The organism is [Bacillus] enclensis (genome assembly GCF_001456935.1).
Lineage (GTDB): Bacteria > Bacillota > Bacilli > Bacillales > Bacillaceae_B > Rossellomorea > Rossellomorea enclensis.
Map to the genome: position 1 here is coordinate 65,731 of NZ_KQ758491.1, position 11,335 is coordinate 77,065.

An 11,335-nucleotide genomic window follows, 5' to 3' on the forward strand; every position below is an offset into this window, starting at 1 on the left:
TAGTTTGTGTCTGAATCCAGCGCAACAACAGAAATCTTAATTCGTCTGCCGCAACAGCTCGTTACAGAATTAGACGGCTTTGCAGATCAAGAGAATGTGAATCGCAATGAGTTTATTTATCGTGCTACCAAAATGTATTTACGGGAACGTAAAAAACGGCAACTACGTGAATCTATGAGACGCGGCTATATGGAAATGGCTAAGATTAATCTCGCAATCGCTTCTGAAGCGATACAAGCAGAATATGAGGCAGAACATACAGTCGAGCGCTTAGTAAGCGGAGGTTAATCCTTTGATTGTAAAGCGTGGTGACGTATATTTTGCGGATCTTTCTCCTGTTGTAGGTTCAGAACAAGGTGGAGTTCGACCGGTACTTGTTATTCAAAACGATATTGGGAACCGATTCAGTCCCACAGTGATCGTTGCTGCCATTACCGCACAAATCCAGAAAGCTAAACTGCCTACTCATGTTGAAATTGATGCAAAACGTTATGGCTTTGAACGGGATTCTGTTATTTTACTTGAACAAATCCGAACGATTGATAAACAACGTCTGACAGATAAAATTACACACTTGGATGATGAAATGATGGAAAAAGTGGATGATGCCCTCCAAATCAGTGTCGGCTTGATCCAATTTTAACCTCTTTCATCCTATGTGGTTGTGTGATTTCAATAAATAATTTCACAGCTGCAAACAGAAGGCTTGCTGATCAACGGGAACGAACCGATCAGCAAGCCTTCTGTTTTTATATGTCCATTTCCTTTACCCTATTATATAGTTAAAAGAAATAGACTGTGGTAAATATCGTCATTTTTATGACAAATCACTTTCAACAATTTATAATAAAAAGGAATATGGGGAAAATATCCGAAAAGTCATTGTTTTTTTCAATTTGATGTTTATTTGTTACTATATTAATAAGTGCGACAAATTTAAAGCATAAGGACGGAATAATTAAATATACGTTACATCTATTCGTATGACACTAGGTGTAAATTTCTTATGGTAGAATGGGGAGAGTTATATGTTCACTCAAATCACGGATTATATCCAGAGTAATAAGTCGGATTTAACAGACGTATGGATGGAACGGATGAAAGAAGAAGCCGATGAAAAGTTCATCCAGGTAGTCTCAGATCAGATTTTTGCCAAGACAAGCCATGAGTTTGTAGAAATGATTGCATCCAATCTGAGGGATTCAAATGAATTTTCATCGAGACTTGAAGACTTTGCCGAGAAGGTAGTTCGGTTCGGCTGGCCTTTGACATTTGTAACATCAGCGTTAAGTACGTTTGCCAAAGTGGTCTACGAAGGGATGAAAAAAGATAATCTGATCAAAGAAGAAAACCATGCTGAACAGGTTGAAATATTCGATAAATGGGTCACTCCCATGTACAACAAGGTGATCAGTGCTTATACAGAATCATGGGAAAGGACGGTATCGCTTCAAAAAATCGCCCTTCAGGAACTTTCTGCACCGCTGATTCCAGTATTCGAGAAGATTTCGGTGATGCCGTTGGTCGGCACGATCGACACCGAACGAGCACGATTGATCATGGAAAACCTCCTGAACGGTGTAGTGAAACACCGCGCGGAAGTTGTCCTTATTGATATCACAGGCGTACCGGTAGTGGATACGATGGTCGCCCACCACATCATCCAGGCTGCAGACGCAGTCCGGCTTGTGGGAGCGAAATGCATGCTTGTGGGAATCAGACCCGAAATCGCCCAGACGATCGTTAATCTGGGAATCGATCTTAATCAGTTCAGCACGAACAGCACCTTGAGAAAAGGAATAGAAAAGGCACTTGAAATGACTGACAGAAAAATAGTTTCAGCGGAGGGATCAGAGTGAGGATACCGATTTTAAAATTGCACGATTGCTTGTTGATTTCTATTCAATGGGAACTTGATGATCAGACGGCCCTTCAATTTCAAGAAGACCTCCTTCATAAAATACATGAAACGAGTGCAAGAGGGGTTGTCATCGATATCACTTCGATTGACTTTATTGATTCATTTATCGCCAAGGTTCTTGGCGATGTCATAAATATGTCGAGATTGATGGGCGCCAAAGTCGTGATCACGGGTATCCAGCCTGCGGTTGCGATCACGCTGATTGAACTCGGTATCAGGTTGGACGATGTGCTGACCGCTCTGGACTTGGAAAAAGGTTTAGAGAAATTACAGACGGAACTGGGGGATTAGTGAATGGATAGCCAATCCTGCGTGAAGATCACGAATGAATGGGACATCGTTGCTGCCCGCCAGTTAGGAAGGAACGTAGCGAAAGAGCTGGGATTCGGTACTGTCGATCAGGCTCGAATCACTACTGCCATCAGTGAACTAGCACGAAATATTTATCTTTATGCTGGTCATGGCCAAATATGTATAGAAAAGCTTTTCGACGGCGGAAAAAAAGGTGTGCGCATCATTGCACTGGATGATGGTCCCGGTATTAATGATTTAAGAAAAGTGATGGAAGACGGATATTCCACATCAGGTGGTTTAGGAGCAGGGTTGCCTGGAGTGAAGCGTTTGATGGATGAATTCAACGTAGAATCCGTGCCCGGGGAAGGGACGGATATTCGGGCAACAAAATGGCTCCGCTAGGGGGAGTTAGATGAACTTTAGAGAATTGATGGATTCAAAATACAGGGAAATCATAGAACATTATTTGAATGAGCAAGATGAAAAGGCATTGTATCTCGGTCAGAAATTCAGCCGTAAATCCATAGAGCATCATGTATCTCCCGAAGAGATCATCAGTCTCCATAAGAGCGTCATGCTCGAAATGGAACCGAATATCCCGCATCATGTCCTTCATGCATTTGACATTTTGCTGGAAGTGATGATCGGGTACGGATTTGCCTACCGCGAGCACCAAAGCCTCAGAAGCAAGCAGCAGGAATTGAACAATGAAATCGATATTGCTTCCAACATGCAGCAGACCCTTCTCGGTACAAGCATACCGGTAGTCGAAGGGCTGGATATCGCTGCTGTAAGTGTTCCCGCAAAGAAGATGAACGGCGATTATTATCACTTCGTACAGGATGAACACGACACCGTGAGTGTCGCGATCGCCGATGTAATCGGGAAGGGGATACCTGCAGCATTGTGCATGTCCATGATTAAGTATGCAATGGACAGCCTGCCTGAATACCGCAATGAACCGAATGCTGTACTGGAAAGCCTGAACCGGGTCGTGGAGCAGAACGTGGACGCCAGCATGTTCATTACCATGTTTTACGGTGTCTACAACTCTCGTAAACATCTGTTCAGTTATTCATCAGCCGGACATGAGCCCGGTTTCTTTTATAATGCCGGAAGCGGCCAATTCGAGGACCTGGATGCAAAAGGACTCTTGTTGGGTGTGGATAAAAAAGCCAAGTACAGACAGTATGAACGCCGGGTCGAAGAGGGAGACATGATTATCCTGCTTTCAGACGGAGTGACGGAATGCCGGACTGAAGAAGGTTTCATTGAACGAGAAGATCTGGTGGATCTGATCAGTCAGCATAAACATTTGACTTCGGATGAAATTGTTACCAACGTCTATAAAGAATTGGAGAAACTACAGCATTTTGAACTGCGTGATGACTTCACCCTGATTATTATAAAAAGAAATTCCTGAATCTTGTTTATCTCACTTCTTAATGGGGTAAACGAATAAGAGACTTTATTATAATGTTTTCTAAAAAAAGGTGGTCATTTTATGAACTTGTCAATAGATATGCAAGAGAGAGAGAACGAATTATTTGTAAAAGTAGCCGGAGAAATTGATGCATATACAGCACCTAAGCTGAAAGAATCCCTTCACCCTTCTGCCGAAACTGAGAATGATAAAGATATCGTTGTAGACCTATCAGAAGTATCCTACATGGACAGCACCGGACTCGGTGTGTTTGTGGGACTATTCAAGACGGTCAACGCACGCGGCGGACAGCTTAAACTTGTCGGTTTATCCGATCGTCTGCGAAGATTGTTTGATATCACAGGTTTAGGGGATATTATGAATATAAATTCCAAGGTAGAAGGTGGAGTTGAATGATGCAAGCTTTTGATTACATCGAGATGAAAATTCCTGCAAAGCCCGAATACGTAGGGGTTATTCGTCTGACGCTGTCAGGGATAGCCAGCCGTATGGGCTTTGATTATGATGCGATAGAGGACCTGAAGATTGCGACAAGCGAAGCGATCACAAACGCTGTCCAGCATGCTTATAAAGGTGGTGACGGAGAAGTGGTGGTCGGCTTTGCCCTTTACGAGGACCGTTTAGAGGTAATGGTGGCAGATCACGGGGAAAGCTTTGACTTTAAAGCGATCCGCAGTGCTGTCGGTCCATATCATGCCGATCATTCCGTTGAATTCCTAAGAGAAGGCGGATTGGGTCTTTACCTGATCGAGAGCCTTATGGATGATGTAAAGGTACACCATAAAGAGGGAGTTACGGTCTTCATGACCAAATTCCTATCAGGAGAGCAGGTGGAGAGGGATGAAAAAACTATCTCAACCTGATCAGCAGGCGCAAAAAGAAAAAGTGCTTCAGTGGATCAAAGATTACCAGGAGCATCAGGATGATGAAGCGCAAAGCCAGCTTATCCTCCATTATCAAAACCTGGTCGAATCCATTGCAAGAAAGTATTCAAAAGGCAGGTCTTTCCATGAAGACATCATCCAGGTCGGCATGATCGGACTGCTTGGTGCGATCAGGCGTTATGACGAATCTTTCGGCAGGTCCTTTGAAGCATTTGCCATTCCGACCATCATCGGCGAAATTAAACGTTTCCTTCGTGACAAGACTTGGAGTGTCCATGTTCCGAGAAGAATCAAAGAGCTTGGTCCAAAGATAAAATCAACCGTAGAAGAGTTAACCAATGAATTGGAACGTTCTCCGCAAGTTCATGAAATTGCCGAATATCTTGAAGTGAGTGAAGAAGAAGTACTGGAAGCAATGGAAATGGGCCGGAGTTACCAAGCCCTTTCCGTGGATCATTCCATTGAAGCAGATTCTGAAGGCAGCACCGTAACGATACTGGACATAGTAGGGAATCCGGATGAGGGCTACGAAAAGGTCAATCAACGGATGGTCCTGGAGAAAGTGCTGCATGTCCTCTCTGACAGAGAGAAAGCAATCATCCAGTATACTTACCTTGAGAACCTGAGCCAAAAAGAAGCAGGGGAGAAGCTGGGTATTTCCCAAATGCATGTCTCCCGTTTGCAGCGCAGAGCCATCAAGAAGCTGCGGGAAGCAATCCAGGAAGAAACGTTCGAGTCGGAGAGTCATTATTAATGAGTTATTTTCAACAAAATGAAATTGAGCTCTACGTAGAACAATTTTCAAAAAATGGTAACCCGTATTGCGGGGACAGCTATTATTATGTCTCCACCAAGGACTACTTTGTCTGTGTGCTTGCAGATGGTCTTGGGAGTGGGAAATATGCCTATGAATCCTCTCACGAAGTGGTGGAAATCGTTGAAAAGAACCACCATGAAGATGTGGAGACACTGATGGATTTATGCAACAACGCCCTTCAAAGGAAGCGCGGTGCTGCAGTGGCCATCATCAAGGCTTATTACCACTCGAAAGAATTTGTCTACAGCTGTGTAGGGAATATACGGTTTTATTTGTATTCTCCCGAGGGTAAGGTTACTTACCCATTGCCGGTGACAGGTTATTTATCAGGAAGACCGCAAAAATATCAGACAAAGCGATATTCATATGAATCAAACTCGAGATTCCTGCTGCATTCAGACGGACTGAATATCTCGGGTGTTAAGGCAATCCTGCAAAAATATTCAACATTGCATAGTACAGTTCACGACATTCATACCCGGGTCGACGAAACAGCCGACGACACCACCTATATATTAGGAAGCTTACTCTAAACGAAAAGGGTAGGCTTTCTTTTTTTGCTTTAAGATCATTACAAGGTGATAGGAAGTTTGGTGAGTAGATGAACAGAACAATTCTTAACCAATTTGAGGAGTTAACAACAGACCGTTAATAATACAATATTAATTTTAACCATATCTAGCGGTTGATTGGAGTGCAAGACGGAGACTCCTGCGGGAATAGTAGCCAATGTGAGACTTGTCCAGCTCCGGCGGCTAGAGGCTCGAGATCATAAGTCAAGAAAGCCAAAAAGGCAAAAAACGCCTTTCCGGCTTTCTCGCCTTATGCTTGTCGCCTCTGGGCAAGCCGCCTCCGCTTTTCTTCCCGCAGGCTTGCCGAGGAGGCTCACGGGCTACCCGCGGAAAGCGGAGTCTTGCACGGAAATCATAAGCGATTTTGAAGAGACAATATGTATGGAACATTCTAGCACAGGATCAAACTTACTATGTTAAGAAAGAATTTTAACTTCACCATATGGTAAACTTAAACGGAAAGCTTTTGGATGGAGGTCGTAACATTGACTGTAACAATATCGAATCAAGAAAACTTATTGCAAAGCGTTTCAAAAAAAGTAAACATATCCCTTAAAAACGTAAAGAACGTTATATCTTTATTGGAAGAAGGAAACACAGTACCATTCATCGCCCGCTACCGTAAAGAACAAACCGGGGCCCTGGATGAAGTCCAGATCAAAGATATCATGGAGCAGTGGAATTACCTGCAAAACCTTGAACAAAGAAAAGAAGAAGTCCTTAGACTGATCGATGAACAAGGCAAGCTGACAGATGATTTGTCACAAGCCATCAAGAAAGCAGACAAATTGCAAAAGGTAGAGGATTTGTACCGTCCATTTAAACAAAAACGACGTACAAAAGCGACAGTGGCGAAGGAAAAAGGACTGGAACCATTAGCCCAATGGATCATGACTTTTCCGGGATCTGCAGACGTCCAGCAAGAAGCAGCCCGCTACGTTTCTGAAGAAAAAGAAGTGACAACGGCCGATGAAGCAATTGCGGGAGCGAAGGACATCATTGCAGAAATCATTTCCGACGAAGCAGCTTATCGTGAATACATAAGGAATCACACATTCCGTAAGGGTGTCATCGAAACAAAAGTGAAAAATGAAGATAAAGATGAGAAGAACGTCTTTGAGATGTACTATGAATACAGTGAACCGGTAAGCAAAGTCGTCCCTCATCGTGTGCTGGCGATGAATAGAGGGGAAAAAGAGGATATCATCAAAGTGAATATCCAGCCTGATACGGACTCAATTCTTCACTATCTGCAAAAACAGGTAGTGAAAAATGTCCATTCCCCAGTGGTTCCCCTTATCAAAGAGGCGGTCGAGGATGCCTATAAACGACTGATCCAGCCGTCTGTCGAGAGGGAAATTCGTAATGAACTGACGGAAAAAGCTGAAGATCAAGCCATTCATATTTTCTCAGAAAATCTCAGGAAGCTCCTTCTTCAGCCTCCTATGAAAGGGAAGATGGTTCTTGGGGTGGACCCTGCCTACAGAACAGGATGTAAGCTTGCGGTGATTGACGAAACCGGAAAAATGCTTGAAGTAAGTGTCATATACCCGCATCCGCCAAAATCACAGAAGGCTGCGTCGGAAGAAATGATGAAGAAGATCATCAACAAATATTCCATAGAGGTAGTGGCCGTCGGAAACGGAACGGCTTCCAGAGAGACTGAACAATTCGTGGCGGATGTTTTGAAAAGCATCGATAAAGAAATCTTCTATTTGATTGTGAATGAAGCGGGTGCCAGTGTATACTCAGCCTCCGACGTGGCAAGAGAAGAATTTCCTTCTCTCCAGGTAGAGGAAAGAAGTGCTGTATCCATCGCGAGAAGATTGCAGGACCCCCTTGCCGAACTGGTAAAAATCGATCCGAAATCTGTGGGTGTCGGACAATATCAGCATGATGTTTCCCAGAAAAAACTGAATGAATCTCTGACGTTCGTGGTGGAAACCGCCGTTAACAAAGTTGGGGTGAATGTAAACACGGCCTCTTCTTCGTTATTGCAATATGTAGCTGGCCTTTCGAAAACGGTAGCCAATAATATCGTCAAAAAAAGAGAGGAAGAAGGGAAATTCAAATCGAGAGCGCAATTGAAGAAAATCCCGAGGCTCGGTGCAAAAACGTATGAGCAGAGTATAGGCTTCCTGCGAATCACGGATGGAACGGACCTTCTTGACCGGACTCCCATCCACCCGGATAACTACGGCGATGTCAAAAAGCTGCTGTCCAAAACAGGGTTCAGTGAAGATGCGATCGGGAGTGAAGAACTGAGACAATCCCTTAATCAACTGAATGTAAATGAACTCTCTGAGGAGCTGGGCATCGGTAAGCTTACCTTGAAAGACATCATCGATGCGTTGATCCGTCCCGGAAGAGATCCGCGTGACGAATTCCCTAAACCTCTCCTTAAAAAAGATGTCCTTAAACTGGAGGATCTGAAAGAAGGGATGGAACTTCAGGGAACAGTCCGCAATGTCGTTGATTTCGGAGCTTTCGTAGATATCGGGGTAAAACAGGATGGGCTTGTCCATATCTCGAAGCTGAAACAAGGCTTTGTCAAACATCCGCTAGATGTCGTATCCGTCGGAGACGTCGTAACAGTCTGGGTCGACAGCGTGGATGTGAAAAAAGGAAGAGTTGCTCTGACAATGATTCAATGATTAAATAGGAAGGCTCTTTTCGCATCTTTGTTGTTCTCAACACTAGAAAATACCGGAACTTGGGTATTTTCGGCTTGTCCGTTCTTTTGTTATTTAAGTGGAGTTCGAGAAGAGCACGTCCACCAGTTAAGGTAAGGACGCAAGCCGCTGTAGAAAAGCAACAATCTTTTAGAAAACAGCCAATAAGAAAGATAAAAAAGCTGACTTGACTGCTACTTCAAGTCAGCTTTTTTATCCGCTTCTGCACATTTGTTTATTACTGAGGGAAGTTTTTCTTCCTATAAAAATTCCAGCATTGATTAAGAAGCTTGATCTGATAACGATTCTTCTCAAGATATGCCTTCCTCATTTGATTCACGAGCCAGTTTGGCATAAGGCACCCTCCTTATTCCAATCTCTTAGAAAACATTCTTGAACCGATGGCTGATGTCCATTCCTTCTGGATGTTATATAATCTAATTGTATGAAACAAAAGGTTGTCCTGTGCGCGGCAACGAACAGATAAAGGAGCATAAGCATGACCAATCAAGAACTGCAGACACTGGTTGAAGAGATTTCAATCCGGCACTTCCAAAAACCATTCCGACACAAAGCTTATTTTAATCCCAGGCTCAGGACTACAGGCGGGAGATATATGCTGGGGAGCCACAATATCGATATTAACGGTAAGTATCTCGAAGAACATGGATTATCTGAATTAATAGGGATCATCAAACATGAACTCTGTCATTATCACCTTCATATTGAAGGGAAGGGGTACAAGCACAGAGACCCGGAGTTCAAGTCCCTTCTTGAACAAGTTGGAGGTGCCAGACATTGCACCCCGCTGCAGAAAACAAAAAAGAACAGGCGGATCCTCATTTATTCCTGTTCAAAATGCAATCTAATGTTTAAAAGGAGAAGAAGGATCGATACAAAGAAATATGTGTGCGGAAAGTGTAAAGGAAAGCTTGTATTTAAAGAAGAACTGATGCAGGAGTCATGATCTTCGAATGAGAGATGCAAGCTGCGGATGTTTTTATAAAAACTCTCCCAAAAATTATTGACAAGGAGTTACTGAGTCATTATAATCGAAAGAGTCGATAAGACATTTTATATGCGTTAGAATACTTCACGTTCCGCAGTAGCTCAGTGGTAGAGCTATCGGCTGTTAACCGATCGGTCGCAGGTTCGAATCCTGCCTGCGGAGCCATTTTTATGGAGAAGTACTCAAGTGGCTGAAGAGGCGCCCCTGCTAAGGGTGTAGGTCGGGCAACTGGCGCGAGGGTTCAAATCCCTCCTTCTCCGCCATTCCATATATCCTGGCCCGTTGGTCAAGCGGTTAAGACACCGCCCTTTCACGGCGGTAACACGGGTTCGAATCCCGTACGGGTCATAATTCAATTTTTTTCATTTCGAAATTGAATGTGAGATAAAGTATTCACGAACTTATTGATAACGCAATGAAAAATCTTTTGCTAACGCAATCTAATGATAGCTATTTTGCTATCGCAAAAAGCTTTGGTCCGGTAGTTCAGTTGGTTAGAATGCCTGCCTGTCACGCAGGAGGTCGCGGGTTCGAGTCCCGTCCGGACCGCCAGAATTTATTTTAGAAAAGTGGTTGACGACCACGAGGTGGACATGTTATTATATAAACCTCGTCACTTTTCGAGGCATTGGGCTATAGCCAAGCGGTAAGGCATCGCACTTTGACTGCGACATGCGTTGGTTCGAATCCAGCTAGCCCAGCCATGATGAGCCATTAGCTCAGTTGGTAGAGCATCTGACTTTTAATCAGAGGGTCGAAGGTTCGAGTCCTTCATGGCTCACCATAGATTTTGCAAAAGGCAAATATCTATCTCATTTCATGCGGGTGTGGCGGAATTGGCAGACGCACCAGACTTAGGATCTGGCGCCGCAAGGCGTGGGGGTTCAAGTCCCTTCACCCGCATTATTATTTCAAAAAAACTATTGACATAACAGCAGTTCCTAGTTACAATAGTGTTTGTCGCTTTTAAAAACGCGGTCGTGGCGGAATGGCAGACGCGCTAGGTTGAGGGCCTAGTGGGGGCAACCCCGTGGAGGTTCAAGTCCTCTCGGCCGCACCAAAGGTTCTAACATACTGCGCCCGTAGCTCAATTGGATAGAGCGTTTGACTACGGATCAAAAGGTTAGGGGTTCGACTCCTCTCGGGCGCGCCACTAATTCTTCTACAAGCGGGTATGAAAGAATGAATAAGTAAATGCTTCTGAAACGGGAAGTAGCTCAGCTTGGTAGAGCACTTGGTTTGGGACCAAGGGGTCGCAGGTTCGAATCCTGTCTTCCCGACCATCACAATACATATTATATATGCGGGTGTAGTTTAATGGTAAAACCTCAGCCTTCCAAGCTGATGTCGTGGGTTCGATTCCCATCACCCGCTCCAAACAAACCATTGAACCTTGAAAACTGAACAAAACAAGACAATACGTCAACGTTAATTCTAGATTTACCGCAACGATTTAATCGTTGCAAACAAGAGCTATTCAAACTTTTATCGGAGAGTTTGATCCTGGCTCAGGACGAACGCTGGCGGCGTGCCTAATACATGCAAGTCGAGCGGATCAATGGGAGCTTGCTCCCTGAGATCAGCGGCGGACGGGTGAGTAACACGTGGGTAACCTGCCTGTAAGACTGGGATAACTCCGGGAAACCGGGGCTAATACCGGATAATTTAGTTCCTCGCATGAGGAACTGTTGAAAGGTGGCTTTTCGCTACCACTTACAGATG

13 protein-coding genes, 11 tRNA genes and 1 rRNA gene are annotated in these 11,335 nt (G+C 44.1%); 24 read left to right on the forward strand and 1 reads right to left on the reverse strand.

What is annotated here, in order from left to right:
• Positions 1 to 6 precede the first annotated feature (6 nt).
• The 11 genes from AS034_RS20550 (at position 7) to AS034_RS20600 (ending at position 8,586) form a co-directional block, all read left to right on the forward strand.
• Positions 7 to 288 carry a CopG family ribbon-helix-helix protein gene (locus tag AS034_RS20550; RefSeq protein WP_032085355.1) on the forward strand — a complete coding sequence of 94 codons (282 nt, stop codon included), beginning with the start codon at positions 7 to 9 and terminating at the stop codon, positions 286 to 288.
• 4 nt (positions 289 to 292) lie between these two features.
• Complete coding sequence (ndoA, locus tag AS034_RS20555; RefSeq protein ID WP_006838214.1) at positions 293 to 643, forward strand: type II toxin-antitoxin system endoribonuclease NdoA; 351 nt, start codon at positions 293 to 295, stop codon at positions 641 to 643.
• Between the two features lie 385 nt (positions 644 to 1,028).
• Positions 1,029 to 1,859, forward strand: a complete 831-nt coding sequence (locus tag AS034_RS20560; RefSeq protein ID WP_032085356.1) for an RsbT co-antagonist protein RsbRA — start codon at positions 1,029 to 1,031, stop codon at positions 1,857 to 1,859.
• Positions 1,856 to 2,212 carry an STAS domain-containing protein gene (locus tag AS034_RS20565; protein WP_058300003.1) on the forward strand — a complete coding sequence of 119 codons (357 nt, stop codon included), beginning with the start codon at positions 1,856 to 1,858 and terminating at the stop codon, positions 2,210 to 2,212. Before AS034_RS20560 ends, AS034_RS20565 begins: the two co-directional genes overlap by 4 nt.
• Before the next feature lie 3 nt (positions 2,213 to 2,215).
• Positions 2,216 to 2,617 (forward strand): anti-sigma regulatory factor, encoded by a 402-nt coding sequence (locus tag AS034_RS20570; RefSeq protein ID WP_032085358.1) that lies wholly within the window; start codon positions 2,216 to 2,218, stop codon positions 2,615 to 2,617.
• Positions 2,618 to 2,627: 10 nt separating this feature from the next.
• Positions 2,628 to 3,638: a PP2C family protein-serine/threonine phosphatase gene (locus tag AS034_RS20575; RefSeq protein ID WP_032085359.1), complete on the forward strand. Its 1,011-nt coding sequence runs from the start codon at positions 2,628 to 2,630 to the stop codon at positions 3,636 to 3,638.
• 81 nt (positions 3,639 to 3,719) lie between these two features.
• On the forward strand, positions 3,720 to 4,055 hold the full coding sequence (locus AS034_RS20580) for an anti-sigma factor antagonist (RefSeq protein ID WP_058300004.1): 336 nt from the start codon (positions 3,720 to 3,722) through the stop codon (positions 4,053 to 4,055).
• A complete protein-coding gene (rsbW, locus tag AS034_RS20585; RefSeq protein WP_032085376.1) occupies positions 4,055 to 4,522 on the forward strand; it encodes an anti-sigma B factor RsbW in 468 nt (155 codons plus the stop codon). The genes AS034_RS20580 and rsbW overlap by 1 nt, the downstream gene beginning before the upstream one ends.
• A complete protein-coding gene (gene sigB, locus AS034_RS20590) occupies positions 4,500 to 5,297 on the forward strand; it encodes an RNA polymerase sigma factor SigB (protein WP_032085361.1) in 798 nt (265 codons plus the stop codon). The genes rsbW and sigB overlap by 23 nt, the downstream gene beginning before the upstream one ends.
• Positions 5,297 to 5,893: a PP2C family serine/threonine-protein phosphatase gene (locus AS034_RS20595; protein ID WP_032085362.1), complete on the forward strand. Its 597-nt coding sequence runs from the start codon at positions 5,297 to 5,299 to the stop codon at positions 5,891 to 5,893. Before sigB ends, AS034_RS20595 begins: the two co-directional genes overlap by 1 nt.
• Before the next feature lie 536 nt (positions 5,894 to 6,429).
• On the forward strand, positions 6,430 to 8,586 hold the full coding sequence (locus AS034_RS20600) for a Tex family protein (protein WP_419184999.1): 2,157 nt from the start codon (positions 6,430 to 6,432) through the stop codon (positions 8,584 to 8,586).
• A 256-nt stretch (positions 8,587 to 8,842) separates the two neighbouring features.
• Here the strand turns inward: AS034_RS20600 and cmpA are convergent, their stop codons facing one another.
• Positions 8,843 to 8,959: a cortex morphogenetic protein CmpA gene (gene cmpA, locus AS034_RS22850; protein ID WP_098151155.1), complete on the reverse strand. Its 117-nt coding sequence runs from the start codon at positions 8,957 to 8,959 to the stop codon at positions 8,843 to 8,845.
• A gap of 144 nt (positions 8,960 to 9,103) precedes the next feature.
• Between cmpA and AS034_RS20605 the strand changes: the two genes are divergently transcribed.
• The 13 genes from AS034_RS20605 to AS034_RS20665 all read left to right on the forward strand — a co-directional run.
• On the forward strand, positions 9,104 to 9,571 hold the full coding sequence (locus tag AS034_RS20605) for a SprT family protein (RefSeq protein ID WP_058300006.1): 468 nt from the start codon (positions 9,104 to 9,106) through the stop codon (positions 9,569 to 9,571).
• A 132-nt stretch (positions 9,572 to 9,703) separates the two neighbouring features.
• Positions 9,704 to 9,778: transfer RNA gene (locus tag AS034_RS20610), tRNA-Asn, on the forward strand.
• Positions 9,779 to 9,785: 7 nt separating this feature from the next.
• A tRNA-Ser gene (locus AS034_RS20615) sits at positions 9,786 to 9,876 on the forward strand.
• Between the two features lie 13 nt (positions 9,877 to 9,889).
• Positions 9,890 to 9,961 (forward strand) — tRNA-Glu (locus AS034_RS20620).
• Between the two features lie 127 nt (positions 9,962 to 10,088).
• A tRNA-Asp gene (locus AS034_RS20625) sits at positions 10,089 to 10,165 on the forward strand.
• 77 nt (positions 10,166 to 10,242) lie between these two features.
• A tRNA-Gln gene (locus AS034_RS20630) sits at positions 10,243 to 10,317 on the forward strand.
• Between the two features lie 4 nt (positions 10,318 to 10,321).
• Positions 10,322 to 10,397 (forward strand) — tRNA-Lys (locus AS034_RS20635).
• Positions 10,398 to 10,434: 37 nt separating this feature from the next.
• Positions 10,435 to 10,516 (forward strand) — tRNA-Leu (locus tag AS034_RS20640).
• Positions 10,517 to 10,587: 71 nt separating this feature from the next.
• Positions 10,588 to 10,673 (forward strand) — tRNA-Leu (locus AS034_RS20645).
• 16 nt (positions 10,674 to 10,689) lie between these two features.
• A tRNA-Arg gene (locus AS034_RS20650) sits at positions 10,690 to 10,766 on the forward strand.
• 53 nt (positions 10,767 to 10,819) lie between these two features.
• Positions 10,820 to 10,896 (forward strand) — tRNA-Pro (locus AS034_RS20655).
• A 20-nt stretch (positions 10,897 to 10,916) separates the two neighbouring features.
• A tRNA-Gly gene (locus AS034_RS20660) sits at positions 10,917 to 10,990 on the forward strand.
• Positions 10,991 to 11,098: 108 nt separating this feature from the next.
• A 16S ribosomal RNA gene (locus tag AS034_RS20665) occupies positions 11,099 to 11,335 on the forward strand; the annotation flags it as partial.

What these genes read in the sequence shown, in the direction of transcription:
- AS034_RS20570 (WP_032085358.1), top strand. Translation starts at nt 2,216, where the DNA reads ATGGATAGCCAATCCTGCGTGAAGATCACGAATGAATGGGACATCGTT.
- cmpA (WP_098151155.1), bottom strand. Translation starts at nt 8,959, where the DNA reads ATGCCAAACTGGCTCGTGAATCAAATGAGGAAGGCATATCTTGAGAAG.
- AS034_RS20560 (WP_032085356.1), top strand. Translation starts at nt 1,029, where the DNA reads ATGTTCACTCAAATCACGGATTATATCCAGAGTAATAAGTCGGATTTA.
- AS034_RS20595 (WP_032085362.1), top strand. Translation starts at nt 5,297, where the DNA reads ATGAGTTATTTTCAACAAAATGAAATTGAGCTCTACGTAGAACAATTT.
- AS034_RS20580 (WP_058300004.1), top strand. Translation starts at nt 3,720, where the DNA reads ATGAACTTGTCAATAGATATGCAAGAGAGAGAGAACGAATTATTTGTA.
- rsbW (WP_032085376.1), top strand. Translation starts at nt 4,055, where the DNA reads ATGCAAGCTTTTGATTACATCGAGATGAAAATTCCTGCAAAGCCCGAA.
- sigB (WP_032085361.1), top strand. Translation starts at nt 4,500, where the DNA reads ATGAAAAAACTATCTCAACCTGATCAGCAGGCGCAAAAAGAAAAAGTG.
- AS034_RS20575 (WP_032085359.1), top strand. Translation starts at nt 2,628, where the DNA reads ATGAACTTTAGAGAATTGATGGATTCAAAATACAGGGAAATCATAGAA.
- AS034_RS20605 (WP_058300006.1), top strand. Translation starts at nt 9,104, where the DNA reads ATGACCAATCAAGAACTGCAGACACTGGTTGAAGAGATTTCAATCCGG.